The organism is Nocardioides aquiterrae (genome assembly GCF_039526625.1).
In the GTDB taxonomy this organism is placed as follows: domain Bacteria; phylum Actinomycetota; class Actinomycetes; order Propionibacteriales; family Nocardioidaceae; genus Nocardioides; species Nocardioides aquiterrae.
Window position 1 is genome coordinate 360,952 of record NZ_BAAAJE010000001.1, and the last position, 25,896, is coordinate 386,847.

The 25,896-nt window shown below is 71.0% G+C and carries 27 protein-coding genes; 19 read left to right on the top strand and 8 right to left on the bottom strand.

Annotated elements, in window-relative coordinates; genetic code table 11:
- Positions 1-16 precede the first annotated feature (16 nt).
- From ABD086_RS01765 to ABD086_RS01785, 5 genes are read right to left on the bottom strand one after another with little or no spacing between them, the layout of a single operon-like run.
- Positions 17-784 (bottom strand): CbtA family protein, encoded by a 768-nt coding sequence (locus ABD086_RS01765; protein ID WP_343905094.1) that lies wholly within the window; start codon positions 782-784, stop codon positions 17-19.
- A 9-nt stretch (positions 785-793) separates the two neighbouring features.
- Positions 794-979, bottom strand: coding sequence for a CbtB domain-containing protein (locus tag ABD086_RS01770; protein ID WP_343905095.1), 186 nt, complete (start codon positions 977-979; stop codon positions 794-796).
- Positions 951-2,189: an MSMEG_0565 family glycosyltransferase gene (locus ABD086_RS01775; RefSeq protein ID WP_343905097.1), complete on the bottom strand. Its 1,239-nt coding sequence runs from the start codon at positions 2,187-2,189 to the stop codon at positions 951-953. Before ABD086_RS01775 ends, ABD086_RS01770 begins: the two co-directional genes overlap by 29 nt.
- An 8-nt stretch (positions 2,190-2,197) precedes the next feature.
- Complete coding sequence (locus tag ABD086_RS01780; protein WP_343905099.1) at positions 2,198-3,727, bottom strand: AllF/FdrA family protein; 1,530 nt, start codon at positions 3,725-3,727, stop codon at positions 2,198-2,200.
- Positions 3,724-4,737, bottom strand: a complete 1,014-nt coding sequence (locus ABD086_RS01785; protein ID WP_343905101.1) for a carbamate kinase — start codon at positions 4,735-4,737, stop codon at positions 3,724-3,726. The genes ABD086_RS01780 and ABD086_RS01785 overlap by 4 nt, the downstream gene beginning before the upstream one ends.
- A gap of 118 nt (positions 4,738-4,855) precedes the next feature.
- On the opposite strand from ABD086_RS01785, the gene ABD086_RS01790 reads away from it, so the two are divergent.
- The 3 genes from ABD086_RS01790 to ABD086_RS01800 are packed head-to-tail and all read left to right on the top strand — an operon-like array spanning position 4,856 to position 7,274.
- Positions 4,856-5,575, top strand: coding sequence for a hypothetical protein (locus ABD086_RS01790; RefSeq protein ID WP_343905103.1), 720 nt, complete (start codon positions 4,856-4,858; stop codon positions 5,573-5,575).
- Positions 5,572-6,744: an MSMEG_0568 family radical SAM protein gene (locus ABD086_RS01795; protein WP_343905105.1), complete on the top strand. Its 1,173-nt coding sequence runs from the start codon at positions 5,572-5,574 to the stop codon at positions 6,742-6,744. The genes ABD086_RS01790 and ABD086_RS01795 overlap by 4 nt, the downstream gene beginning before the upstream one ends.
- A complete protein-coding gene (locus ABD086_RS01800) occupies positions 6,741-7,274 on the top strand; it encodes an MSMEG_0567/Sll0786 family nitrogen starvation N-acetyltransferase (RefSeq protein WP_343905107.1) in 534 nt (177 codons plus the stop codon). The genes ABD086_RS01795 and ABD086_RS01800 overlap by 4 nt, the downstream gene beginning before the upstream one ends.
- Positions 7,275-7,302: 28 nt before the next feature.
- Here ABD086_RS01800 and ABD086_RS01805 read toward each other — a convergent pair whose 3' ends face one another.
- Positions 7,303-8,280: an AIR synthase related protein gene (locus ABD086_RS01805; RefSeq protein ID WP_343905109.1), complete on the bottom strand. Its 978-nt coding sequence runs from the start codon at positions 8,278-8,280 to the stop codon at positions 7,303-7,305.
- 76 nt (positions 8,281-8,356) lie between these two features.
- Here ABD086_RS01805 and ABD086_RS01810 point away from each other — a divergent pair, with 76 nt between their 5' ends.
- Both ABD086_RS01810 and ABD086_RS01815 read left to right on the top strand, forming a co-directional pair.
- Complete coding sequence (locus tag ABD086_RS01810) at positions 8,357-9,772, top strand: YlbE family protein (RefSeq protein WP_343905111.1); 1,416 nt, start codon at positions 8,357-8,359, stop codon at positions 9,770-9,772.
- Between the two features lie 4 nt (positions 9,773-9,776).
- The gene (locus tag ABD086_RS01815; RefSeq protein WP_343905112.1) at positions 9,777-10,565 is read left to right on the top strand and encodes an oxamate carbamoyltransferase subunit AllH family protein; all 789 of its coding nucleotides are present in this window, start codon (positions 9,777-9,779) and stop codon (positions 10,563-10,565) included.
- Here the strand turns inward: ABD086_RS01815 and ABD086_RS01820 are convergent.
- On the bottom strand, positions 10,531-13,707 hold the full coding sequence (locus tag ABD086_RS01820) for an ATP-binding protein (RefSeq protein ID WP_343905114.1): 3,177 nt from the start codon (positions 13,705-13,707) through the stop codon (positions 10,531-10,533). The two genes, ABD086_RS01815 and ABD086_RS01820, sit on opposite strands and share 35 nt — an antisense overlap.
- A gap of 115 nt (positions 13,708-13,822) precedes the next feature.
- On the opposite strand from ABD086_RS01820, the gene ABD086_RS01825 reads away from it, so the two are divergent.
- From ABD086_RS01825 to gap, 7 genes are read left to right on the top strand one after another with little or no spacing between them, the layout of a single operon-like run.
- Positions 13,823-14,617 carry a phosphosulfolactate synthase gene (locus tag ABD086_RS01825; RefSeq protein ID WP_343905116.1) on the top strand — a complete coding sequence of 265 codons (795 nt, stop codon included), beginning with the start codon at positions 13,823-13,825 and terminating at the stop codon, positions 14,615-14,617.
- The gene (locus tag ABD086_RS01830) at positions 14,607-15,500 is read left to right on the top strand and encodes an XcbA family protein (protein WP_343905118.1); all 894 of its coding nucleotides are present in this window, start codon (positions 14,607-14,609) and stop codon (positions 15,498-15,500) included. The genes ABD086_RS01825 and ABD086_RS01830 overlap by 11 nt, the downstream gene beginning before the upstream one ends.
- On the top strand, positions 15,485-16,831 hold the full coding sequence (locus ABD086_RS01835) for a class-II fumarase/aspartase family protein (protein WP_343905119.1): 1,347 nt from the start codon (positions 15,485-15,487) through the stop codon (positions 16,829-16,831). Before ABD086_RS01830 ends, ABD086_RS01835 begins: the two co-directional genes overlap by 16 nt.
- On the top strand, positions 16,822-17,823 hold the full coding sequence (locus tag ABD086_RS01840; protein ID WP_343905120.1) for a 1-aminocyclopropane-1-carboxylate deaminase/D-cysteine desulfhydrase: 1,002 nt from the start codon (positions 16,822-16,824) through the stop codon (positions 17,821-17,823). The genes ABD086_RS01835 and ABD086_RS01840 overlap by 10 nt, the downstream gene beginning before the upstream one ends.
- Positions 17,820-19,337, top strand: coding sequence for an argininosuccinate lyase (locus ABD086_RS01845; protein WP_343905121.1), 1,518 nt, complete (start codon positions 17,820-17,822; stop codon positions 19,335-19,337). The genes ABD086_RS01840 and ABD086_RS01845 overlap by 4 nt, the downstream gene beginning before the upstream one ends.
- Positions 19,338-19,389: 52 nt before the next feature.
- Positions 19,390-19,740, top strand: a complete 351-nt coding sequence (locus ABD086_RS01850; RefSeq protein WP_343905122.1) for a hypothetical protein — start codon at positions 19,390-19,392, stop codon at positions 19,738-19,740.
- 16 nt (positions 19,741-19,756) lie between these two features.
- A complete protein-coding gene (gap, locus tag ABD086_RS01855; protein WP_343905123.1) occupies positions 19,757-20,824 on the top strand; it encodes a type I glyceraldehyde-3-phosphate dehydrogenase in 1,068 nt (355 codons plus the stop codon).
- Between the two features lie 27 nt (positions 20,825-20,851).
- Here gap and ABD086_RS01860 read toward each other — a convergent pair whose 3' ends face one another.
- Positions 20,852-21,508, bottom strand: coding sequence for a helix-turn-helix domain-containing protein (locus ABD086_RS01860; RefSeq protein ID WP_343905124.1), 657 nt, complete (start codon positions 21,506-21,508; stop codon positions 20,852-20,854).
- 142 nt (positions 21,509-21,650) lie between these two features.
- Here ABD086_RS01860 and nthB point away from each other — a divergent pair, with 142 nt between their 5' ends.
- The 7 genes from nthB to ABD086_RS01895 form a co-directional block, all read left to right on the top strand.
- Positions 21,651-22,313, top strand: a complete 663-nt coding sequence (gene nthB, locus ABD086_RS01865; protein ID WP_343905125.1) for a nitrile hydratase subunit beta — start codon at positions 21,651-21,653, stop codon at positions 22,311-22,313.
- Complete coding sequence (gene nthA, locus ABD086_RS01870) at positions 22,310-22,912, top strand: nitrile hydratase subunit alpha (protein WP_343905126.1); 603 nt, start codon at positions 22,310-22,312, stop codon at positions 22,910-22,912. The genes nthB and nthA overlap by 4 nt, the downstream gene beginning before the upstream one ends.
- Positions 22,909-23,262 carry a nitrile hydratase accessory protein gene (locus ABD086_RS01875; protein WP_343905127.1) on the top strand — a complete coding sequence of 118 codons (354 nt, stop codon included), beginning with the start codon at positions 22,909-22,911 and terminating at the stop codon, positions 23,260-23,262. Before nthA ends, ABD086_RS01875 begins: the two co-directional genes overlap by 4 nt.
- Complete coding sequence (locus ABD086_RS01880) at positions 23,246-23,674, top strand: OsmC family protein (RefSeq protein ID WP_343905128.1); 429 nt, start codon at positions 23,246-23,248, stop codon at positions 23,672-23,674. Before ABD086_RS01875 ends, ABD086_RS01880 begins: the two co-directional genes overlap by 17 nt.
- A 48-nt stretch (positions 23,675-23,722) precedes the next feature.
- Positions 23,723-25,072 (top strand): FAD-dependent oxidoreductase, encoded by a 1,350-nt coding sequence (locus ABD086_RS01885; RefSeq protein ID WP_343905130.1) that lies wholly within the window; start codon positions 23,723-23,725, stop codon positions 25,070-25,072.
- 10 nt (positions 25,073-25,082) lie between these two features.
- On the top strand, positions 25,083-25,340 hold the full coding sequence (locus ABD086_RS01890; protein ID WP_343905132.1) for a hypothetical protein: 258 nt from the start codon (positions 25,083-25,085) through the stop codon (positions 25,338-25,340).
- A gap of 79 nt (positions 25,341-25,419) precedes the next feature.
- Positions 25,420-25,896 (top strand): MSMEG_0572/Sll0783 family nitrogen starvation response protein (locus tag ABD086_RS01895; protein WP_343905133.1); only part of this gene is annotated, 477 nt, incomplete at its 3' end.

Here is a 25,896-nt window from a genome sequence, read left to right on the forward strand (position 1 = left end):
ATCCGGTGTCGGGCCCTCACCAGCTGGTGAGGGCCCGCCGGGCATGAGCCGTGGCGCGGTCCGCGCGTGACTGGCGGGCCAGGAGGGTGCCGCTGACCAGACCGATGGTTGCCCAGAGCAGGGCGAGCATGCCCAACGACTGGACACGGAAGCGCCAGACCAGCCCCGCGCCCACGTCGGCCGGGATCGCGTCCGGGCTCGGGGGCAGGCCGGCGAAGAGCAGGACGCCGCCGGCGGTCATCACGGCTGCCACGGTCCAGCAGGTGCGAGTCGCCGACCACCGGTGGCGACGCGCGGTGCCGGCGACCACCAGGACAGCCACTGCGACGAGGGCCGCGAGAACGACCGAGCCGACGTACAGCGTCGTACGCTCGGTGACCGTGGCCGGGTCGCCGACCGCGGGCGGGTTCGCGGGGTACTTCACGCCGGGTGCGAGAGCGAAGACCGCGAAGCACCCGAGCGCGACCAGGAGTGCCCCCTGCAGCTCACCGACGTTCCAGGCACGCCGGAAGCGGGTCAGCACCACGGAGTAGATCAGCGAGAGCAGCAGGGCCGAGACGAGCACGGCCAGCGCACCACCCACCTGCTGCCAGCCGCGGGTGACCAGCACCGTCTCGTGGACCATGTCGCCATGCCCGTGCGCGGCGGCACTGCGAGCGTCCTCGATGGCCAGCGCCAGCTTGATGGTCGGCTCCAGGACGAGGAGCGTGAAGGCCGCAGCCACCCCACCGGCTGCGAGCCCGCCGAGGAGTGAGGCGCGGAGGCTGGTGCGCCACAGGCTCATCGCGGGCTCCTAGTGGCAGGGCACGGCGAGCACGTGCCGGCCGTCGTGGGTGAACTCGTGGACGTACGGCGCGACGTTCGACAGCACGGCGCCGTTGTCCTGGAGCAGGAGGTACAGCAGGCCGAGGGCGAGCAGTGCCATGACGTAGGCCCAGGCCGGGACCCGGTCAGTCGTGGTGGTTACGGTGTTCGACATCGTCGTGATCTCCTTCGGTTGCGGGTGTGAGTCCGGGCTGCGGCGGTGCGCCGGCATGCAGCGCCCGTCCGTAGATCTCCAGGTGCTGGGCGGCCGTGGCGGCCCACGTGTACTCCGCCGCCACCTGCGGTCCGCGAACGCCGAGCCGCTCGCGGGTGGCCGGGTCGTCGACGAGGCGCGCCAGCCCCTCCGCGAGCGAGTCCGCATCGCCGGCCCGCGTCATGAGCGCGTCGCGCTCGCGGGTCAGGAACTCGTGGAAGACCGGGATGTCGGACGTGACGACAGGGAGACCGGCGGCCATGGCTTCGAGGACGACGAGGCCCCAGCCCTCCTTCATCGAGGGGAACGCGAAGCCATCCGCGGCTCCGAACCACTCAGGCAGCTCGGCGTCGGCCACGGTTCCCAGGAGTACGACGTCCTCGCCGAGCACCAGGCCGTGGTCGTCCAGCGAGGCGAGCACTCGTTCCCGGTAGGCACGGTAGTCCTGGAACGAGTGGCCGCCGATGATCGCGAGCGTGGGCGGGTCCGGACGGGTCGCCTTGAGCTTGGCCAGGGCGTCCACCAGGTGGGCCGTGCCCTTGCGGGGCTCGATGCCACCGACGGTGAGGTAGACGAAACGGTCGGCCGCGCCGATCCGGTCCCGCAGCTCCTGTCGACGTCCGGGCGTGATGCCCGCGCCGAACCGATCGCTGCGAACACCGTTGGTGACGATCTGTGCGCTGACGCCGTAGTCGACCCGCAGCTGCTCCTGCCACAGCCTGCTCACCACGAGCACGTCGTCCGGCTCGAGGATGGCGTTGCGCTGGCAGTCGACCAGGGCTTGGGTGGTGAAGTCGTCGACGTGGTGCACGGTGCGGACCAGCCGGAACGGGGCGCCCGCATCACGCACGCGTGCCGCGGCCCGAGCGGAGATGCAGTCCTGGCTGTGGACGACGTCGAACCGGTGACCGATCTCGGTCAGACCCGATGTCAGGGCCGCGATCGACGCGAAGACCCGCTCCTCCAGCGTGGCAGCGCCGGCGGGTGCGTCGACGAGATGCACGGGGACGTCGACCGTCCGGAAGAAGCCACGACCCTGCTCGGACAGTGCCACGACGGTCACCTCGACCCCCGCCGCCTGGAGTGCCTCGGCCAGCTCGAGCGTGTGCACGACGCCACCGCGTGGCTTGACCGAGTACGTCGTGAGCGCAACGCGCAGCGCGTCTCCCACCCCGTCTCCTAGAGCTCTGTCGCAACGAGAGCGGGATCGCGCAGGGCGATCGCCGAGGCCGCGAGCGCGGCGCGGGCAGCGGTCTCGGTGACGATGCAGCCGGCCCGGCGCAGGGTCTCCTGCTGCTGGTGGAGGTCCTGCGGATCGAGCGCGGTGCCGAGCACATATGCCACGACCACGGCGCCGGAGCCGACCACCTTCTCGATGGCAGGAGCGAGCATGCCGGCCGGGTCTTCATGCGCCCCGTCACCGATGACGACATCGAGGAGGACGGCCGCGACGCGCTGGTCGTCGACCTGCTTCTCCAGGAGCTCGATCCGCGCCTGGGGGTCGATCATCGGGTGCGGTCGGCCCTTGGTGTACTCCTCCTCGCCCAGGTCCAGGAAGAGGTGGGACTGCGGCGTGGCCGCCGCGACGGTCAGCGACTTGTCGAGCGGCACGTTGGAGTGGATCGGGCCGATGTGGTCGGTCGCGATCGTGAGCGCCTCGTAGCAGAGAGTGCCGCCGCTGTAGAGGCCCACCACCTTCGTCCGCGACGGCTCCAGGCCGGTGACGATGCCGGCGACGTCTTCGGCGAGGCTTCCGACCAGGTCCGGCTCGGTGCCGCCGACGATGGCCAGCGTCTCAGCCGCTCCCCGCTCGAGCGTGTTCACCACGATCACGTTGTCGGAGGTCGACAGCACGTCGCGCAGGCCCATGAGGGCAGCGACGGTCGGCTTCGAGGGGATGGCGAGCAGCCGCTCCGCCACGTCGCGGGCCGGCGGCTTGGACACCAGGAGGATGGCCTGAGTTCGTTCGTCGGCGTCGAGTGCGCGCAGGGCGGACTCGGCCATGAGTCCACCGACCTCGGGCGAGAGGTCGCGCCCGCCCACGCCGATGACGTGGGAGACTCCGGTGCCCCAGCGGTCCAGCAGGCTCATGACCTCCTGGGCTCCGGTTCCGGCGGCGGCGACGATGCCCACCGGACCGGCGGTCACGCGGTTGGCGAACCCGAGGCCGGCGCCGGCCAGCATCGCGGTACCCGCTCCGGGTCCCATCACCAGTCGTCCGAGGTCGCGGGCGCGCTCCTTGAGCGCGACCTCGTCCTCGAGGGGGACGTTGTCGCTGAAGAGCAGCACGTCCAGGCCGGCGCTGAGCGCCTTGTGGGCCTCGAGGGCGGCGTACGGCCCGGCGACGGAGATGATCGCGACGTTGGCGCCGGGGTGTTCGGCCAGGGCGGCAGCCAGGTCGGTAGCGGTCTCGACGGTGCCCTCCTCGGCGCCCGCGTTCGCAGCGAACAGGGTCGCTTCGGCGGTCTCGAGGGCGGCGGTCGCGGACTCGTCGTCCGTGGCCTGCACGGCGAGCACGAGGTCGTTCGCTCCGGGCGTGCCGACCTCGTCGGTGATGCCCTGCTCGGCGAGGGTTTCGAGGTTGGCCGGCGTCGCCATGAGGGCCCACCCCCAGGAGACACCCGAGGCGCCGAGGATTGCTCGGGTGGCCTCGAGGAGGCGGACGCTGTCCTTGTACGAGTTCTTCCGCACCGTGACGCGGGTGCTCATCCGACCAGCTCCTTGGTGTCGATGAGGGTGGGGAGGGCGGCAGCGAGGATGCGCGTGCCGCGCTGACCCTCGACGACGCCATGGGGCTCGTCGAGGGTCGCGTAGACGAGCTCCGGCGTGGTGATGGCCGCGAAGCGGGGCGGCTCCTCCGGCGAGGTCCGGCCCTCCACGAACTTGATGGCGGCGCTCATCTTCGGGCCCATGCTCCCGGGCGGGAACTGGCCGTCCGCGAGGTGCTGCCGCGCCTCCGCCACGGTCATGTCCTCCACGGACCGCTCGTGTGGCTTGCCGAAGTCGAGCTTGACCGAGGGGACGCCGGTGACCATGACCAGTGCGTTCGCGTGGGCTGCTGATGCGATGCGCTCCGCCGCGAAGTCCTTGTCGATCACGGCGTCCACCCCGCAGAGCACGCCGTGGTCCTCGACGACCGGGATGCCGCCGCCGCCGGCCGCCACGACGATGTGGCCGGCGGCCGTGAGGGCCGCGATCGCGTCGGCCTCCAGGGTCGCTTGTGGCATGGGGGAGGGGACGACCCGGCGGAAGCCGCGGCCTGCGTCGGAGACCATCGTCCAGCCGCGCGTCTCGGCGAAGAGCTCGGCCTCGGCCTCGGTGAAGAACGGACCGATCGGCTTCGTCGGGGTCGCGAAGGCGGGGTCGTCCCGGTCGACGACGACGTGGGTGATCACCGACACCGCCCCGGAGATCTCGGTGCCGCACACGTCGTGCAGGGCCAGGCAGATGAGGCTGCCCAGTGCGCCTTGCGTCATGGCACCGAGGGAGAAGAGGGGCTGGGCCGGCACCAACCGGGCACTCTCCTCGTGCTGGATCGCGAGGTTGCCGACCTGGGGGCCGTTCCCGTGGACGATGATGATCTTCCAGCCCTTGCGCAGGAGCGACCGGACCGACTTGGCCATGGTCCGCGCGTTCTCGTACTGCTCCTCGAGGGTGCCTCGCTGGTCCTCGCGGGTGAGTGCGTTGCCTCCCACGGCGATGACCGCGATGTTGCTCATCTACTGCTCCACTGTCGGCGGGTCGTCGGAAGTCTCGGCCTGGATTGAGGCCGATAAGATAGCAGACGCGCGTATCGTATAGTAGACACGTCAGGAGACCGACTCCCCGGGATGTGCCATGACCGACGAGCTGACCGCGAGCGCCCTCCGCACCGCCTGGCGGGCGGCGGAGCAGTCCCTCTACTCGCTCGGTGGCGGCGATGTCGACCGCTACGAGCGTGCGATCAAGCTGGTGAGAGGCGTGGTCGACGCCCTGCAGGACGCGCACACCACGGCTGAGCTCGTCGAACGTTGGTCGGAAGCTCGGCAGGTCCTCGAGACCGCCGTGCGCTGCACCGGGGTCGAGCTGGCTTCGTTGCCGGCGCACCAGGTCGCCGGCGCGGGATTCGCCATGCGCCATGCTGCCCTCCAGGCGGAGGAGGCCCGCCGGGCGCGGCTGGATCTCGTCTCCGCAGCCCGGGCCGAAGGCGCTGACTGGGTGCTGCTGCACGAGAGCGGGGATCTGCTGGCCGGGTTCGCGGACCCCTACGGCTCCACTCGCCTGCACCTCGAGTCCGGTCTCGCGATCGTTGCGGGCGTCGTCCCGGATCCGGCCACGGGCGCCGCCGTGCACACCTTGACGGTGGTGCGGCTCGACCCCGAGTCGGGCGACCTCGTCGACGGCGACCCAGGTCTCGCGGACATCGCGTACGTCGACTGCGCGTCCTTCCGGAGCGGGGAGATCGCTCTGCGCGGCATGGTCGAGGAGCTGGCTTCCCGCAGCATGTCGGATAGTAGACGGACCAACACTACCAGAGATAGCATCGACACACGGCACGCTCGGAAGGACTCCCCTTGACGCAGACGGCAGATACCCGGGTTCCCATCACGAACGTCGACGACGGCAGTCGGCTCAGCGACCTGATCCTCGAGCTCCAGGAGAAGGGCCTCGCGGTCAAGGGTCCTATCGAGCGACGTCCGGGAGGTGCTGGGCCCTCGGATGCGGGCATGATCTGGGTGGAGGGCACTCCGGTCACGGTTCCCGTCGACGCGGCGTACGTCGCCAGCTCGCCGTACTCCCTCGAGGCGGAGGACTCCGGGCACGGGATCTACCGCGACGGCGTGCGCATGGCGTCGGCGACGCCGGCCGGCCGGCCGCACTTCTATGACCTGGAGACCGCGGACGGCACTCCCTACTGGAAGCTCGCGCTCATGCACCTGGACTCGCTGGCCAGCACGGTCCTTCAGACCTGTGCCTACTGGGGAAACTCGGACCAGTGCACCTTCTGCGGCATCGGCGTCTCCCTGTCCTCGGGCAGCACCGTGAAGGTGAAGCGCCCCGAGCAGCTCGCGGAGGTCGCCGTCGCTGCCCGCGACCTCGACGGCGCCGTGGACATCACGCTGACCACCGGATCGACGTGGGGCAAGGACCGTGGGGCGTACTACGTCAGCAAGTGCGGCAAGGCGATGAAGGAGGCCTCGGGTCTTCCCGTGGAGGTGCAGTTCGAGCCCCCGACCGACCTGGCCGTCATCGACAAGGTGCACGACCTCGGCATCGACTCGCTCGGCATCCACGTCGAGTCGTTCGACCCGCAGGTGCTCGCCCGGGTTGCGCCGCCGAAGGCCCGGACGGGCATCGAGCGGTACTTCGAGACGTGGAAGTACGCCGTCGAGCGCTTCGGTGAAGGCCAGGTGTCGACCTACGTGATCCTCGGGATGGGGGAGGACCGCGATGTCACGCTCGCGGGAATCCGCCGGGCCATCGACATCGGCGTCTATCCGTTCATCGTCCCGCTCCGTCCCGTCCCCGGCAGCCTGATGGCCGACGCGGTGCCGCCCAGCCGGGAGTACACCGAGAGCATCGCGAGGGTCGTCGCGCCGGAGCTCGTGGCGCGCGGGCTGACGGCGGACAAGGTGAGCGCCGGCTGCGCGCGCTGTCAGGCGTGTTCGGCGCTCGGCTCGCTCGAGCGGACCGTCCAGCTGGGCATGCCGGCCCTGGGTGCGCTCCCGGTCTCGAGCGCCTCATGAACCGGGCGGCCGGGATCAGGATCTGGCGCGCGAGCGGGTCCGACCTCGCCCATCACTACGCGATCCGCCATCGCGTGTTCGTCGTCGAGCAGCGCGCCCTCGAGGTCACCGACATCGACGCCCGCGACGTCGAGCGGAGCACGATCCACGTCCTGGCGGCGCACGGGCTCCAGGTCGCCGGAACGGTGCGGCTGTATCCCCTGCGCGACGGATGGTGGCAGGGCGATCGACTGGCCGTACTCGCGTCGCACCGGTCGACGATGGTCGGCGCCGAGCTGGTCCGTTTCGCGGTCGCGACCGCCGCGGCACGAGGCGGCCACCGCATGCGCGCGCAGATCCAGCTGGCGAACGTGCGGTTCTTCGAGCGGCTCGGCTGGGTCCGCGACGGCGACCCGGCGCCGTACTGCGGCTTCGACCACCAGCCCATGCTCTTCGACCTCGCCCAGGCCCCCGACCTGCACTGGCCGGGCCGGCCCGCGACGGTGCTCCTCGAAGGGGACCTCGAGGGAGCTGGCCCTCGGGCCGGCTGACCGGGACGTTCGCGCCGGTCCGACCCGGCTACGACGCCCACAGGCCGGTGATCGACTCGGTGGCGAGGTCCAGCAAGTGGGCCTGGCGGCCTCCGGATCGCACGGTCATGCGGGTGGACTCGTTGACGGCGCCGACCTGTGCGCAGGCGAGCCCGTGCTGCTCGAAGACTCTCCTGCAGTCGGCTGCCCGGTCCTGGGGTGCGGCCAGCCAGAAGCCGTAGGTCGGGAAGGCGATCAACCACCGCAGCGGGTCGGTGTCGGCGGGGACCGGCAGCCGGTCCAGGTCGACGTCCACCCCGTGCCGGGTGAACTCGAGCAGCATGGCCAGCGAGCCCAGGGCGCCTGCCATGGAGACGTCCTTGGCGGCCACGGCCGCGCCCAGGTCGGCGAGACGAGCGAGCAGCCTGACGTCGCGCGCGAGGGTCGGGCGCTGCTGGGCGATGGAGGTGAAGAACGGGAAGTCGGTCCGCATGGTCCCGTCGAGGCATGCGGCGAAGAGCACCGCCTGACCCGGGCGCACGTTGGCCATCGAGAGCGGCGTCCGCACCTGCCCCAGCGCGAACGCGGACAGCGCGGCGTCCGAGTCGGCACCGGTCAGATGGCCTCCCACGATCGGGACCTCGTACATGTCGGCCGCGTCGCGCATGCCGCGCAGCACCTCGGACAGATCCGCGTCACGACCGATGACGGTGTTGACGATCGCCTTGGGCACTCCGCCCATGGCGGCCACGTCGTTGACGTTGGCCAGCACGCTGGCGATGCCCGCGCCGTACGGATCACTGCGAACGAACTGTGGCGCGATCGCCTCACCGCAGACGACTGCGCGCGCACCGTCGAGTTCGACGACGGCCCCGTCGTCCCCGGGGCCGTGCACCGGGTCGCTGGGGTCCACGAACCCGGCCACCGCGGCGATCGCGGCCTTGCCGGACACGCCGGCGTGGCGGCGGACGATGTCGACGACCTCTCGGGGATCGGTTCGAGTGACGGTGAGTGGTGGACCGGCCATGGGGCGTATCCTATAGTAGATGCGCGTATCGGCCGAGAGACGCGAGCCGTCGCGCCCCATCCCGAAAGGCTTCCTGATGAGTGTGACCCCTGTGGTCGAGTTGCCGGAGGCCGTGGACGTGGTGAACATCGGGCTTCCCCTGTTCGAGAGCGCCCTGCGGAGCCAGGGGCAGCCGGTCATCGGTGTGGACTGGCGGATCCCCGGCGGCGGAGAGCCGAGGATCGTCGCGGCCCTGGCCCGCCTCCTCGGACCCGGGACGGACCGGATCGACCGCGCCAACGCCGAGGTGCTGCGCCGGCTCGACGAGGGCGTCCCGATGCTCGTGGGCATCGACCGCGCGGGCGCTGTGATCGAAGGGATGGGCGAGCGCGACATCCTGCACTGCGGTCCCGCCATCGCGTGGGAGGACATGCCCGACCCGTTGCAGCGGTCGGTGCGTGCGGCCGTGGTCGCCGAAGGGTGGGCCGACGACGTCGACGGCGCGGGCGGCCTCGTCGAGGCCGGCGAAGTGCACCTCCGGCCGGCGAACGAGCACCGCACGGTCGTTCCGATGGCGACGTCGATCGGCCCCTCCGCCCCCGTGTACGTCGTGCACGACGAGGCGGGCAGCAGCACGGCGTACTCCAGCATCAACCAGGGCTCCGGCGCCGTGCAGTGGTTCGGTGTGGACAGTGACGCCGCGATCGACCGGCTCAGGTTCGTCCGCGACAAGCTCGGGCCGGTCCTCGCCGAAGCCCTGGCGACCAACGGCCCGGTCGACGTGTTCGCACTGGCCGCCCAGGGCGTGCCGATGGGCGACGACGTGCACATGCGCGTCCAGGCCACCACGAATCTGTTCCTGCGCGACCTGCTGCCCTCCCTGGTGCGGAGCACGCACGCGGCGGCCGCCGAGGTGGCGACGTTCCTCAGCGCGAACCACCTGATGTTCCTCAACGTGGCCATGGCCGCGGCCAAGTCGTTGGTCGAGTGGGCGTCGGAGGTGCCCGACTCCAGCATCGTCACGACGATGTCGCGCAACGGCTCGACGTACGGCGTCCGCCTGGCCGGTGGTGGTGACTGGTTCCTCGCGCCGTCGCCGCCGGTCCAGGATGCGCTGTACTACCCGGGCTTCGGGCCGGAGACGAGCGCGCCCGATATCGGTGACAGCGCCGTGCTCGAGCTGGTCGGGCTCGGCGGCCCGGCGGCGGCCAACTCACCCGCGGTCGCCGGCTTCCTCGGGGGCCGGATGTCCCACGCGATCGCGGCCACCCGCAGCATGCAGCGCATCTGCGCGGGCGAGAGCGCCCGGTTCCGTCTCCCGATCCTGGACAACGTGGGCACCCCGCTCGGCGTGGACGTGCGCAAGGTGGTCGAGCTCGGCATCACGCCGGCGGTCAACACCGGCATCATCCACGCGACGGACGGCAGTGGTCAGGTGGGAGCCGGAGTCGCCTGGGCGCCCCTGGGGTGCTTCGTCGACGCGCTGCTCGACCTCGACCGGCGTCTCGCCTGAGCCGATGACGCGGCACCTGGTCCCGGTCGCCGTCGGATCGGGTGTAGCCGCCGCCCACGAGGGCGGAGCGCTCGGGACCGTCGTCGGAACCTTCCGTCACGGCTTCTACGTGCGAGCCGAGGGCAGGCTGTACGCCGTGGCCGGCCCCTCGGTCGCGCCGGGGCCGATCCATCTGATCCTCGAGAGCCCTCCGGCCGGTGTGCCGGAGGGCCTCACCGTCTGGATGGACGGCGGCATGCTCTGCTCGACGGAGTGGCGGATCGGACTGACCGGGGCGCCTGTCTACGCACCCCTGCTGCCGGGACCCTCGGCCCTGCGTCTCGCGGGGCCGTACCTCGGCGAGATGCTCGACCGCCTGACCGTGCCGCCGGACCTCCGCTCGTCGTGGGACCAGGTCCGGCAAGCGGTTGCCGCAGGTGATCTCCCGCGGAGCCGCGCGCTGCTCGAAGGCAGGGGAGGGGGGCTCACGCCGACCGGAGACGATCTCCTCTCGGGAGTCCTGCTCGTCCACGCGTGGAACGGTGGTGACCGCCAGAGCCTCGGTCGGGTCGCGGAGGAGGCCGCGACGACGGACCTGAGCCGGTCGTTCCTCGTCTGGGCGGCGAGAGGTCAGAGCATCGCGACTGTCCACGACCTCGTGGCGAGTGCGGCACTGGAGGAGGCGGCGGACTTCGAGGAGGTGGTCGCACAGGTGTCAGCGATCGGAGGCTCCTCGGGCATCGCGCTGCTGTGGGGCATCGGTCTCGCCGTCGCGAGCGTCACCACAGCCGGGGCAGCCTCCCCGACTGCCTGAAGCTCGTCCTGAGCTGACGGGGAAGCGTCACCTCCAGGCGCTTGAGCGCTTCCCGGGCCTCGGCCGGGTCGCCCACCTCGCCGAGCAGCAGGAGCGACCCGGTCTGCCGGGCAAGGGCCGCCGCTTCCTCTCCGCGTCCCAACAGGTGGAGCGCCAGGGACTGGTACTTCACCGAGCCGGCCGCCCGGGCGGCCTCGAGCAGTGCCTCGGGATCGGTCAGGCCGAGCCGGGAGCCGATCTCCTGGATACGCAGGTTCGCGCGCCAACGGAACGGCAGCCAGTGCTCGATGAGCGCCGTGGCGGCCTCCAGTCGCTCGGCGGCGAGGTCGGGGCGGCCGTCGAGCCGCTCGCTGTCGGCCAGCGAGCACAGCGCGTGCAGCTCCTGCTCGATCTGGAGGCAGCCGGCCTCCACCTCGCGCGACTGGTCGAGCGCGAGCTCCGACAGGTCGTGGGCCCGGAGTGGTTCGCCGAGCTCGCGCCACACCCAGGCCAGCGTCGTGTTGGTGCGCGCTCGGTAGAAGGAGACGTGGTACCGCTCGAGGATCGCTGCCTTGGTCTGCAAGGCGGTGAGGGCGCCGGACAGGTCCCCCGCGTTGGCCCGCGCGAGACCGGCGAAGAAGAGGCCCCGGAGCAGGGGGTGGAACGCGCCGATCCGGTGCGAGACCGCGACCGCGTCGTCGAGGACTTCGATCGCCTCGCCGTAGCGGTCGGCGTGGGCGAGCAGGGCACCGAGGCAGCTCAGCACCGAGACGCGCACGGCCTCGTCCTCGCTGCCGACCTCCTCGAGGGCGCGTTCGTAGGCGCGGTAGGCGGCATCGAAGTCACCCGCCCAGTGCTTGGTCCGCCCGAGCAGGTTCCAGGCGCCCGGCCCCGCACCGGGCATGTGGGACGCCTCGTCCGCGCGGGCGACGGCTTCGTCGACGTCGCGGCGGTAGTACGCCGTCCACCCCAGCCGCTCGACCGCCGTCGCACGTAGCGACCGGTCACCGCTCGCGACGGCGAGCGTCTCGGCCTCCTGGTGGTCGTCGGTCGCCTTGTCGAAGTCGCCGAGCTCCTCGTACGCCGTGCCTCGGCCGATCAGGCTGAGGCCCTCGATCTCGCGGTCGCCCGCCTGGCGTGCCGCTGCCAGAGCGGAGGAGAACAGCCGGACGGCGTCGGCGTTCGCGAATGCGTGGTGCGCCAGGGTGGCTGCTTCGTACCACGATCGGGCGGCCGCACCGGTGAGCCCGGCGCGCTCCTGGTGGAGGGCGCGGAGCTCGGGCCGGTCGGACAGGATCTCGGCCAGCTGGCGGTGGCGGAGCACGCGGATCGGGCCGGGCAGGTTGTCGTAGAGGGCCTGGCCGAGGATCGGTGGTGAGAAGACGAACAGGTCGTTGCGCGACGCGACCAGGCCCGCGGCCAGTGCCTTCTGCAGCGTCGGCATCAGGTCGATCGCGGGACGTCCGACCAAGCGCTCGAGCGAGTCGAGCTCGAACGCCGTGCCGATCACCGAGGCCGACTGCAGCAGCTCGTCCACGTCGGTGCCGCTGCGTCGTACGCGCCCGAGAACGACCGACCGCAGAGTGCCGGGGACATCGGACTTGCTCTCGCCTCGGGACAGCGCGGCCAGCACCTCGATGACGAACATCAGCTGCCCCAGGGTGAGCTCCCACACGAAGGCCGCGTCGGCTGCGACCCCCGCCTGGGCCGCGAGCTGGGCGACCTCGGCCTCCGTGAGTGGCCCCAGCTCCACCAGGAGGCCGCTGTCCGCGAGGGCACGCAGCTCCTCGTCGAGCCGGTCGGACGGGGCCGTGGCAACGACCAGGAGGGGCGCGCTGCCGAGGTTGTGCAACAGCCACAGCAACGCCTCGATCGTGGCGGTTCCGGCCAGGTGCAGGTCGTCGAAGAACAGCAGGAGCGGCTGCTCCTCCGAGGCGCTGGCGAGAACGTGACGCATCGTGTTGAGAATGCGCTGGTGCTCGATCTCCGGACTTGCTCGCTGGTACTCCAGCGGACCGATCACGTCACGCAGGTCCGGCACGAGCTCCAGCGCCGTGTCGGCCCAGGATCCGAGCAGGTGGGTGAGGCGGTCGGGTGCGCTCGACAGCAGGAGCCGGCTGAGCACCGTGATGAGGGGCTGGAGCGGTGACGAGCGCTCGCCCTCGAAGCAGTCGACGCGGATGGCCCGTGCGCCACTGCGGTCGGCGTAGTCGGCCAGGTTCTGGGCGAGGGACGAGCACCCGGAGCCCGGGTTGCCGGTGACGAGCACCGAACCGGCCGCTCCGGCGGCGGCCGCGTGCCAGCGCTCGACCAGGGAGGCGAGCTCGGTCTGCCGGCCGACCAGTGAGGAGATGCCGGTGGCGGGAGGCCCCGGCCGGGACGGGATCGGCCCGGGCTCGGCGCCGCTGACGATGGCGCTGAACAGGGCGTCGGTCTCCGGGCTCGGCTCGACGTCCAGGTCCTTGCGCAGCTGGACCCGCAGCTCGTCGTACGCGCGGAGCGCGGAGGGACGGTCGCCGAGATGCCACGACGCGTTCATGAACATCCGGCTCGCCAGCTCGTCCTGCGGAGCATGGGTGAGCACCGTCTCGGCCTGGCTGGCGATGTCGCCCCACATGCCCAGCTGGGCCTCGGCGTCCCACCGGGCCCGGTTCAGGCGTCGCACGAGAGCCTCGACGTGGCGTCGCTGTTCCTCGGCCCAGCCTCGCCGCGCGAACGTCGGGGGTAGTTCGGGAGCGCCGCGCGCGAGCAGGGCGAACGCGCGGCGGGCAGCGGTGAGGGCGACCGCCGGGCTCAGGGCCGCTCGTGCCTGGGCCGACTTGGTGAGCCCCTCGACCATCGCGAGGTCGCTGGTCCACAGCGGCCCCGCGTTGAAGCGGTAGCCCGTCGAGGAGGAACCGGTGATGACGTCGGAGCCGATCGAGCGGCGGACCCGGCTGACGAGGGAGGCGATGATGCGGTCCGCGGCCAGGGGAGCGTCGTCATCCCACAGCGCGTCGACCAGCGTGTCGATCTCGACCAGTGCGCCGTCCGAGGCGACGAGTCGCCGCAGCAGCACTTCCGCGCGTCCTGCGGGGACCGGACCCAGCTCGTGCCCGTCCGGATCGGTGACGGTCAGCGTGCCGAGGACGAAGACGGTCGAGGCCGCTCTGCTCGTCGACATCGCGGATCGCTCTCCCCTCTCCGGACCTGGCCGGCATCTCCGATAGTATAAACTTGTTGCTGATGATGGAGGACGTCGGTCCCGTCGGCGATCCAGAGGGAGAGGACCGGAAGCGATGGTCGGTGCAGGTCCCAGCTTTCTCACGCTGCCGGAGCGACCGGCCAAACCCAGGTCCCGCGGCCTCACCCATGTGCTGGACAAAGGCTATTGCCTCGACCGGGTCGAGTCGGTGCTTCGCGTGTACTCCGATTGGATCGACGTCTGGAAGTTCGGTTGGGGCACGGCCTATGTCGAACCCGCGCTGGCCGAGAAGGTCCGCCTCCTCCGGGATCGCCAGATCAAGCCGTGCACCGGCGGAACCCTTCTCGAGATCGCCTGGCTGCAGGACCGGATCGCGGAGTTCTTCGAGTTCGCGACCTGGGCCGGCTTCGAGTGTGTCGAGGTGTCCCGCGGTTCCACCGACCTGCCCCGCGGTGCCAAGGCCGAGATCATCGCGCGGGCCAAGGCGCTCGGGTTCGAGGTCTTCGCCGAGGTCGGTCGCAAGGACCCCAGCGAGCTCGTCTCCGCGGACGAGTGGATCGCGGAGCTCCAGGCGGACCTCGATGCGGGTGCGACCTGGATCGTGGCCGAGGGGCGCGAGAGCGGCACCGTCGGCCTGTACGACGCGAACGGGCTGGTGCGCGAGTCGCTGCTCGCGCGGCTCGACTCGTCCGCCGCGTCGCCGTGCATCATCTACGAAGCCCCGCAGCGGTCGCAGCAGGCCTACCTGCTGCGCCGGTTGGGGCCGGACGCGAACCTCGGGAACATCGCCCTCGAGGACGTGATGGGGCTGGAGACCCTGCGCCGCGGCCTGCGCTCGGACACCATCGGCATCGGCAACCTGCTGGAGGCGTCGGGCCGTGCTCGGTGAGCCGAACGTCGTGCCGTCGCGCTACCGCCAGGTCGCAGTGGCCGCCGTTCCGAGCCTCGAGCCGGCCTGGCTGGCCGCGCACTTCACCGGCCGCGAGGTGTACTTCCGCACGCGGTTCGTCGTGGCACGTCACGGGCAGCAGGTCGCCCTCGTCGAGGTCGAGCGGGAGCAGTCGGACGAGCTCTTCGCGCACACCATCTCGGCACGGGTGGTCGCCGGGCCGGACGCCTGTGCGGTCGTGGTCGACGAGGCCCTCGACACCGCAGTCCCGTCGCAGCTCGCCACCGCGGCGGAGCGCGTGCCCGGCGCGCGATGCGTCGTCGTGGAGGGCCGGTACTCCCACGTCAGCTTCATCCTCAACCCGGCTCCCGTCCGGATCAGGCTCGTCGACGTCGTCCCCCCGGAACCTGCGAAGCTGCTCGACCAGGTGCAGCGGGTGCTGTCCACGGCGGACGATCTGCCGCCGGTGGTCGTGGCGCCGGACCTGGTGGACAGCCGCGAGCTCCTCGCGACGAGGTACGCCGACCCGCCGCGCCACCTGCTCATCCCGTGCCGGGGCTCGGGGATGGACTTCCCCGGGAGCACCGTGTCGTTCCTCGACGAGCGGCCTCCCGAGCGTGCGTGGACGTTGTTGGGCTGTGAGCGGTCGAACCAGATCCACCAGTGGTTCTACGGCTCCGCTCCGGACCGCGTCGACACCTGCCCGCGCCAGTGGATCGCGGCCGGCCAGCCCGCGACTCTCACGCGCTGCTGCCTGCTGCAGGAGGGCGTCGAGGACACCGATGCCGCGACCGTCGTGCCGTGGGGCGCGTCGCTCGCCGAGGTCCGGACCGCGATCGAGGCGGTCGTCGATCGGGTGGGGGTGGCATGGACGCACATCTGATCGACTCCCAGATCTTCGGCCACCAGTGGAGTACGACCGAGAGCCGGGCGATCTTCTCCGAGCCCGCCCGCGTCAGCCGGTGGGTCGACGTGGTCATCGCGCTCGCCGAGGCCCAGGCCGAGGTCGGCATCATCCCCGCCGAGTCGGCTGCCGCGATCGCAGGCCTGCGCGGCTGCCCGCTCGACCTCGCCGAGATCGCCGAAGGCACGCGCGCCACCTCGCACTCGACGCTCGGGATGATCCACGCCATGCAGCGACTGCTGCCGGCCGCCGCGGCGGAGCATGTCTACCTCGGCGCGACGGTGCAGGACGTCTCCGACACCGCACTGGTCCTGGAGCTGGAGCTGGTCTCCTCGCTCCTCTGGCGCGACCTGTCGGCGGTCGAGACCGCGCTGCTCGATCTGGCCGAGGCCCACCGCGAGACGCCGATGGTCGGTCGCACGCACGGGCAGCCGGGGGCGCCGATCACCTTCGGCTTCAAGGTCGCGACGTGGGTCGACGAGACCGGCCGGAGCCTGGACCGGCTCCGCGAGAGCCGTGACCGGTGGCGGGTCGGGCAGCTCGGGGGCGCGGTCGGCGTACTCGGGTTCTTCGGGTCGCACGCGCTGCCGCTACGCGCGGCGTACTGCCGGCGGCTGGGGCTCGCCGAACCCGCGGTCTCCTGGTTGACCGCCCGGGACCGGCTTGCCGAGTTCGCCTCCGTCGTCGCCTGCGCGACGACGGCCTTGGCGCGGATCGCCAACGAGGTGTACGCGCTCGCGCGCCAGGAGGTCGGTGAGCTGCGCGAACCGACGAGTGCGACGACGGTCGGCAGCATCTCGATGCCGCACAAGCGGAACCCCGAGGTCAGCGAGCAGATCGTGACCCTGGCCCGGCTGGTGCGGTCCTCGGCCGGCGTGCTCGGCGACACGATGATCGGCGAGCACGAGCGCGACGGCCGATCCTGGAAGACCGAGTGGGTCGTGGTTCCGGAACTGTGCCACTACGCCCTCGCGGCCACTGCGATGACCCGCTCCCTGGTCACCTCGCTCGAGGTCGACGCCGACCGCATGAAGGCCAACCTCGAGGCCACCGGCTCGGCCTCCTCGGAGCGACTGCTCAGCGCGATGTCGGCGAGGCTCGGCAAGCATCGGGCCCAGGCGATGCTGCACGACGCCTACCGCGAGGCGCTCGAATCCGGGCGAACCCTCCCCGCCGTGCTGGAGGGACGCGCGAACGCGGACGAGCTCGCCGAGCTGGCCCGGATCGACACCGGTGCGGCAGCAGCGATGGTCGACGAGGTCGTGGCCCGCGCCCGGCGCCGTCCGGTGGAGAGCGAGCCATGGGGCTAGTCGACCTTCCCAGGGTCCCGCTGGGCATCTTCCCGACCCCGTTCGCGCGGGTGTCCGACCTGGCCGGGGAGCCCGGGCTCCGGGAGCTCTACCTCAAGCGCGACGACCTCACCGGCTTCGCGTGGGGCGGCAACAAGGTGCGCACGCTGGAGTACGTCCTCGCCGACGCGCTGGCGCGGGGATCGGACACGGTCGTGGTGGCGGGCGGTCCCACCTCCAACTTCGCGGCCATGCTGGCCGTGGCCGCGTGCAGGTACGGGCTCGGGGTGACGCAGGTCTGCTACGGCGATCTCCGGGAAGGCGCATCGGCGCTGAAGGTGTCGCGACGGGCGGGCGCCGTGGTCGAGTTCACCGGCGGCCCCGACCGGGGCGGGATGGAGGAGCGCGCCGCCGAGATCGCCGAATCCCAACGGGCTCAGGGCCTCACCTCGTACGTCGTCCCTCGTGGCGGTGCCACGGCTGTGGGTGCCTGTGGTTTCGCGGCGGCCGCGGTCGAGCTGCTGGAGCAGCTCGACGAGCACGATCTGGCCGAGGTGACCGTCGTCCTTCCCGTCGGATCGGGGGGCAGCATCGCCGGGCTCGTGGCGGGCCTCGCCCTGGCCGGTGCCGGCGACCGCGTCGACGTGGTCGGTGTCTCGGTCTCCCGGCCGGTCGCCCTGGCACGGCAGGAGATCGCCGAGCGCGCCGAGGCCTGTGCCCGGCTGGTCGGAGCGACCGGTACGCCCGCCCGGTGGCGCCTGGTCGACGGTCGGGGGCCCGGCTACGGCAGCAGCTCGGCGGAGGCCGACCGCCTGGCCCTCCGGGTGCTGTGTCACGGCGGTCTGCTCGCCGATCCCGTCTACAACGCGAAGGCGCTGCTCTGGCTCTCGCAGCATCGCCCGGAGCTCCGCCGACCCCTCGTCTATTGGAGTACCGGCGGGGCCCTGGCCTCGGCTGATGAGCTCACATCCACGACAGCCGGCGCCGCCGTCGGCGAGGAGGCACGTTCATGACCGCCGCCAACGCAGCCCGCCGGCTCGAGGGCCCGTCCAAGGACCGGCCCGCACCCGCTCTGGTCGAGGCTGGGTTCGCGTGGGAGATCGCCGACGCGCCCTTGCTGCACCACGGCCTCAACCTGGCCGACATGGCGCACGTGCTGGACCTCCGGCATCGCAAGGTCATCCCGGAGCGGGCCGCGGCGGGGTTGCTCGGCGTCCTGCTGGAGACCCATCGCACCCGGCCCGAGGACTTCCCGTACGACGCGGCCTACGGCGAGCCGTACAACTCGCGGGAGCGCCACTTCGTGGAGCGGATCGGCGACGACGCCGGCTGGCTGCACGCGGGACGCCCGCGGCGGGAGGCGGCGCGCGTTGCGCTGCGCATCGTGCTCCGCCGCCTGACCGCCGAGCTGGGCGTCGCGGCCGGCGAGTTCGCGGCGACGACGTCGCGCACGGCTGCCCGCAACCGCGAGGTCTTCATGCCCGACCAGACCTACCTGCAGCAGGCGCAGCCCTCGACGTTCGGTCACTACCTGCTCGGGTTCGTGCCGCCCGCGCTCCGCGACGGCGAACGGCTGATGAGTGCCCTGGGCCAGATCAACACGAGCCCGGGCGGCGCGGGCTGCGTCAACGGGAGCCGGCTGCTGGACGACCGCAGGGTGATCGCGGACCTGCTGGGGTTCGACGACGTGATCACGCACACGCGGGACGCGATGTGGCAGACCGACACCTTCGTGGACGTGCTCGCCACCAGCGTCAGCCTGCTGTCCAACCAGTCGAAGCTGGCCGAGGACCTCGAGATCTGGTCGAGCCAGGAGTTCGACTACGTCGACCTGGCGGGTCCCTACACCCGTGCCTCGGTGCTGATGCCGCAGAAGCGCAACCCGTACGCACTGTCGATCGTGCGCGGTGGGGGAGGCGTGCTGATCGGGCGCCTCACCGGGTTCCTCGCCGTGGTGAAGAGCCCGTCGGCGCGCAGCGACAACCTGATCTTCGCCTACGGCGAGATCCCCAAGGCGCTCGAGTTCGCGACCCGCATCACCGTGCTGATGGACGGTGTCGTCGACACCCTGACCGTCAACGAGGAGCGCATGTGGCAACGCCTTCAGGAGGGCTACACGCAGGCCACCGACCTGGCCGAGTTCGTCATGATGCGCTGCGAGGTCGACTACCGGGCGGCGTACCTCATCGTCGGGGAGGTCGTTCGGCACGCGAGCCAACGCGGCGTACGCGGAGTCGACATCACGCCGGTGGACCTCGATCTGGCGGCCAGCTCGGTGATCGGGCGGCCGCTGGGGCTGGACGCCGAGGAGGTCAGCGCCGTCCTCGACCCACGGTCCATCGTGGCCACCCGGACCGCGCTGGGAGGGGCGGCCCCGGCGGCCGTTGCCGAGATGACCGAGACGTACCTCGCGAAGGCGGAGGCGCTGTCCTCGCGGGCCAGGGACGAGCTGCAGAAGTACGCCGCCGCGGAGGCTCGCCTGCTGGCCGAGGCCGAAGAGGTCGCCGCGGCAGGCGGAGCCTCCTGAGCGCTGCAACACGGTGCAACGGCTGTGCAACGACAGGTCCCACGATCCGTCCATGAACAACGTCGACCACGAAACCGTTGACTGCCGGTGCCGGTTCGCGCAGCTCGCGCCCGGCCACCACCGCCGCCTCGTCTCGCTCGAGGCGCACCCGCTCACGTCCCTCGTCGAGCTGATCGAGATGGCGGCGACCTGGGGGGAGATCGAGTACGGCGAGACCGAGCCGGTCATCCCGCCGAGCGAATGGATCGAGTTCGCCGAGGCGCACGTCTGGTCCGACGGGGACCGCGTGTTCGACGCGTTCGTGGCCCTCGCCTCGCTGCCGCCACGGGCACGGCCCCTGGCGACGGTGACGCCCCTCCGCAGAGCCACCGACGAGGCCGAACCGGCCTTGGCGTCGGTCTGACCGGGCAACGACCCTCATGACCCACGCTCCCCGGATCGCGATCAACGGCCTCGGCCGGATCGGGCGCTCCCTGCTTCGCTCCATCCTGGCCCGCGACTCCTTCGTCGAGGTGGTGGCGGTCCACGACCTCGCCCCGGCCTCGACCCTGGCCTACCTGCTGCAGCACGACTCGGTCCACGGACGCCTCGGCGTCCCGGTCGAGTTCACCGATGACGAGCTGATGGTCGGCGGCCGGCGGATCAGGGTGCTGCACTCCAACCATCCGGCGAACCTGCCGTGGGCGAAGCTCGGCGTCGACGTCGTCGCCGAGTGCAGTGGCCAGTTCACCAGCCGGGACCGTGCTTCCGGTCATCTCCTCGCCGGCGCGAACCGGGTCATCGTCTCGACGCCCACCGACTCCGCCGACGCGACGATCTGCCTCGGTGTCAACGAGGCCACGCTCGACCCGACCACCGACCGGATCATCTCCAACGCCTCCTGCACGACCAACTGCGTGGCCCCGATCATCGCCGTCCTCGACGAGACGTTCGGGGTCGAGGGAGGGTGGGTCGACACGGTGCACGCCTTCACCAACGACCAGGAGCTGTTGGACGTGCCGCACCATGACCTGCGACGGGCGCGGGCGGCCGGCCAGAACATCGTCCCGACCGGCACGGGCGCCGATCGTGCGCTCGCTCTGGTGATACCCCGGCTCAAGGACAAGGTGCACAGCGTCGCCGTGCGGGTGCCGGTGCCCGACGGCTCGCTCAGCAACGTCGTGTGCACGCTCACGCGCGAGGCCACCACCGAGCAGGTGCGGCAGGCCTTCCGCGCCGCTGCCGAGTCGCAGCGCTGGGCAGGCATCGTCGGGGTCAGCGACATGCCGATGGTCTCGACGGACGTGCTCGGTGATCCACGGTCGTGCGTCGTCTCGCTGCAGGACATCGAGTCGCACGGCAGCGCGGTGCGGGTGTTCGGCTGGTATGACAACGAGTGGGGCTATGCGAACCGGTTGCTCGACCTGGTCGAGATGGTCACGTTGCGCAGCAACGAGCGGCGCCCACCGGTCCACCTGCACAGTCCGCGGCCCGCCGCCGTCGGGTGACGGGCCGTCCGGCGACGGGCGGCGTCCTCAGCTCCGACGCTCCGGGAGCGACACCCACACGACCTTCGTGGTGCGGGCCGTGGGGTTGCGCCACGAGTGCTCGTCCTCCGAGCGGAAGTGGAGTGAGTCGCCGGGAGCGAGTCGGAAGAGCTGCCCGCCGACGGTGACCTCGAGAGTCCCGGACTGAACGTAGATCAGTGACTCACCCGCCGGGAGCCGGGCCTCGTCGGCGGACCGGGCACCCGCGCCGATCTCCGTGAGACTCGCCGCCACGTCGAACGGGCCGGACTCGGCGGACAGGGAGCCGACCACGACGTCGCCGTCCGGTGACCGGCGTACGCGACGCTGTTTCGCGGCCGTGTGGACGACTGGTGTGGCAGGGGTGTCGGTCTCGTCGATGAAGTGCGCAACCGGGACATGGAAGGCCGCCGCGAGCTTGAGCAGCGTCGTGATGGTCGGGACCATCGTGCCCTGCTCGACCTTGTGGATGGCGGCCGGCGAGACGTCCGAGCGATCCGCCAGCTGCTGGAGCGACAGGCCGTGTCGCCCGCGCAGGGACCTGAGCCTCGGCCCGATGCCGGAGACCACCGCGGACAGATCCGCCTCCGACAGGGGAGCGGCGGCGAGTCGGTCGGCGGGCGAGTCGTTCCCTCCGCCGGCGGCGGGTGTGGCCTGGGGAGTCACGGACTCTCCTTCCTCTCAGCCGGGAGACCCGGCGTTTAGTAGAGGGATTCTATCCGATGGTTGACGAGCCCAATCATCTCTCATACGGTAAATCCGTATCGGATACGAGATATCGGCCACACCAGACGCTGAGGAGCTCGCAGTGGACGGCATTCACGACATGGGTGGTACCCACGGCTGGGGCACGGTCACCATCGACCCCGCCGAGCCCGTCTTCGAGGAGGACTGGCACGCGCGCACCTTCGCGCTCGGTCTGGCCTCGATGGGTGCCTCGGGCACCAACCTCGACGCCTTCAGGCACGCACTCGAGCGGCTGCACCCCCTGGAGTACCTCGGCGACGGCTACTACGGACGGTGGCTCCGCGCCGCTGAGACGCTGCTCGTCGACAGCGGGGTGCTGGCGGCTGGGGCTGTCGAGGCCCGGGCCCGCAGGTTGCGCGGCGAGGAGGTCGTCGAGCCGGCTGACGTGGAGGTGCATAAGCCGTCGTACGAGCGCGGCGGCGCTGGGTCCTTGCGCCAGATCGACGACGAGCCCGCCTTCGTGGCCGGCCAGCAGGTGCGGGTGCGCGACCTCCACAAGCCAGGACACACCCGGATGCCGGCGTACGTCCGCGGGCGCGTGGGCGTCATCGAGGCGCGCCGCCCCGCCGCCGTGCTTCCGGACAGCACGGCCCACTTCACCGGGGAGGACGCGCAGCACGTCTACACCGTTCGCTTCGAGTCGACGCAGCTGTGGGGCCCGAACGCAGAGCCGTCGACCGTCTTCGTCGACCTCTTCGAGAGCTACCTGGAGGAAACCCCATGACAGCCGACCCCCGTGCCGCTGACCGGCCCCCCGCAGCCCTCCGCGCACAAGCGCTCGAGGAGCTGCTCACCGAGCGCGGCGTGGTGAAGACGGAGGTCCTGGACGGCTTCATCAACCGCTACGTGAACGACGTCGGACCGCTCAACGGCGCCAAGGTCGTCGCCAAGGCGTGGGTGGATCCGGACTATCGCAGCCGCCTGCTCGAGGACGGCACCGGAGCCATCAAGGAGCTCGGCTACGCGGGTCCCCAGGGCGAGCACATCGTGGTGCTGGAGAACACGCGCGAGATCCACAACCTCGTGGTGTGCACGCTCTGCTCCTGCTACCCGTGGCCGGTGCTGGGCCTGCCCCCGAACTGGTACAAGGACCCGGCGTACCGGGCGCGTGCGGTCCGGGAGCCGCGCAAGCTCCTCGCTGAGATGGGCCTCTCGCTCGACGACGACGTCGACATCAAGGTGTGGGACTCGAGTGCCGAGAACCGATACTTCGTCCTGCCGCTCCGGCCCGAGGGTTCCGAGGGACTGTCCGAGGAGGAGCTCGCCGCGCTGGTCACCCGCGACGCGATGGTGGGCGTGGCCGCGGTCGAGGTCTCGTCATGAGTGAGACGCGGGAGCTGGACGCGACGTCGGTCGAGGGGCTCCCCCGTGCGAACGGGGAGCTCGTCTTCGAGCAGCCGTGGGAGAGCCGGGCGTTCGGGCTCGCGGCAGCGCTCGCCGACCAGGGGCTGTTCACCTGGAAGGACTTCCAGGACGGCCTGATCGCCGAGGTGGCGGCCGACGATTCGCAGCCCGGAGAGTATCGCTACTACGAGCGGTGGCTCGGAGCCCTCGAGGGGCTGCTGCTCGAGCGCGGCGTGGTCTCGGTGGCCGACATCGACGATCGGGCCGACGTGCTCTGCCACCGTCCCGCGGGTCACGACCACCGCCACGAGCATGACCACGAGCACTGACGGTCGGGTGAGTGCCGGCAGGACGGTCACGGGCGTCTGGAAGGGTGGCTATCACTGCACGATCCAGGCCGGGTCCTTCGACATCGAGGTCGACGAGCCCGTCGAGGTCGGGGGGACCGACCTCGGGCCACAGCCGACCGACCTGTTCCTGTCGTCGGTGGCCTCCTGCTTCCTCCTGGCGCTCAGCCATGCGGCCCGCAAGCGGGCGCTCGATGTCGATGGCATCTCGGTCGAGGTGACGGGAAGGTACGACGGGCTGCGGTTCAGCGCCGTGCATGTCCGCGCGCTGGTCGGCGTTCCCGATTCCGAGCTGGATCGACTCGTCGAGGCGGCGGAACGCGTCTGCTACGTCACGAACACGTTGCGCACCGGCGTGACGCTCACGACCGAAGCGGTCGCGGCACGCCCTTGACGGCCCGTTCTGCCCGATTTACTATCCGAAACGGCCATTGAAGATGCGATGCATGGCAGAGAGCGAGCGCTGCACGTGAAGATCGTTGTGATCGGGGGCGGAGCCGCGGGGCTCGGGGTGGCCGGAGCCGCGAAAGGGCAGGACCCCTCGGTGGAGACCGTGGTCTACACGGAGTACGAGGACGTCGCGTACAGCCCGTGTGGCATCCCCTTCGTCCACGGGAAGGAGATCGAGTCCTTCGAGAAGCTCTTCCTCGCCACCAAGCAGCAGTACGTGGATGCGGGCGTCGACGTGCACTACGAGACGACCGTCGAGAGCATCGACACCAGGTCGAAGACGATCAAGGTCAGCGGCGAGGGCGAGGTCGGCTACGACAGGCTGGTGCTGGCCACCGGGTGGAACTACGACACCCCGGACGTCCCCGGGACCGACCTCGGCGGCATCTACCACGTGAAGAACATCCGTGAGGCGATGCAGTGGGACGAGTTCATGGACACGGTGAAGTCGGCCGTGGTCGTGGAGTCCGGTCCGATCGCCATGGAGATGGTGTCCGCCCTGCAGCACCGCGGCATCGACGTCACGCTGGTCGACCCGGGCCCGTGGCCGATGGCCGACGTGATCGACCCCGACATCGTCGAGCCGGTTCGCGCCGACTGGGAGCGGTCGGGTGTGCACCTGAAGTTCGGCGAGCGCGTCACGGCGTTCCGCGGCACGAGCACGCTCACCCACGTCACGACGTCCTTCGGTGACGTCGAGGCACAGCTGGCGGTCATCGGCAGCCACAAGGTGGCGAACAGCGCGTTGGCCCATGCCGCGGGCATCACGCTGGGGAGCACCGGCGGCATCGTGGTCGACCCGCACATGCGGACCTCCGATCCGGACGTCTACGCGGCCGGCGACTGCGCCGAGATCCCGCACGGCGTCTCCAACGTCCCGCTGCAGGGGTTGTCGGGCAGCCACGCGTACGCCCAGGGCAAGACCGCGGGCATCAATGCAGCCGGTGGGAACCGGGTGCACAACCCGGTGTTCGTGCCGTGGGGCATGCTCGCCGGCGAATGGATGATCGGCGGTGTCTCCTTCGGTGAGACGTTGGCGACGGCTCTCGGCCTGCCCTTCGTCACCGGGGTCGCGGACGGCATCACCCGCGCGCGCTACTACCCGGGCGTGAAGCCGATCAAGGTCAAGCTGCTCGCGGACCCCGGCACCCGGCGGCTCATCGGGGCGCAGATGATCGGCGGTGAGGGGATCAAGGAACGCGCCGACTTCCTCGGCATCGTGGCGCGGACCGGAGTCACGGTCGACACGCTCGCCACCATGGAGAACGTCTACTCGCCGGCGATCGGCGCCCTGAACGAACCCATCGCGATGGCGGCGCAAGCCCTCGTGGCGAAGCTCTGAGGCGGGCAGCGTGTCGTTCTCACGATGGCTCCGCTCCAACTCCGAGCACGCGCTGCTGCGTGATGCGCAGGGCCGGATGGCGGCGAAGTACGGCGCCAACCCGCCGGCCCGTCCGCACGGCCTGAAGGACCGCTGGTGGCGACAGGTGTTCGCTCCGGTCTACCGCGTCCTCCCCTGGCGGTTCCGCAGGGTCGCCATGCAGTCCATCCCCGGGAGCCACCGGAGGGGGTGGCCCAAGCCGGAGTACCTGCCGCCCGGCCAGCAATGACCCCCTGCGTGCCGGCGTGAGCCGGAGGCAGGTCAGCCCCAACCGGCTCGCATCGCCAACCTCTGCAAAGGAGCATCACATGCCGAAGACAGTCACGATCGACCCGCCCCAGGAAGGCGACATCCTCTTCAACATCGAGGAGAAGGTCTTCCCCGACTACAAGGCCAACGAAGGCGACAAGGCCTACGTCTTCATGCACACGGTCCCGTTCGAGGGCTCGGTCGGCCTGGTCAACATGCTCACGGCCACCCGCCTGCAGCGGAAGGGATTCGAGCTCACCTTCATCCTCTACGGCCCCGGCGTGCTCATGGCGTCGGCCGCCCGCGGCTACCCCTCTGTCGGCAGCGAGGGCTTCCCGGGCAACCTCGGGTACAACAAGCAGCTCAAGACCCTCATCGACGAAGGAGCCAAGGTCTACGCCTGTCGCTTCGCGATGGGCGCGCTCTACGGCATGCGCGAGGACGACCTGATCAAGGGCGTCACCCCGTTCAACCCGCTCGACGTGCTCGACGCGAACATCCAGGCGTGGCGCGAGAAGGCCCTGGTGCTCTCGACC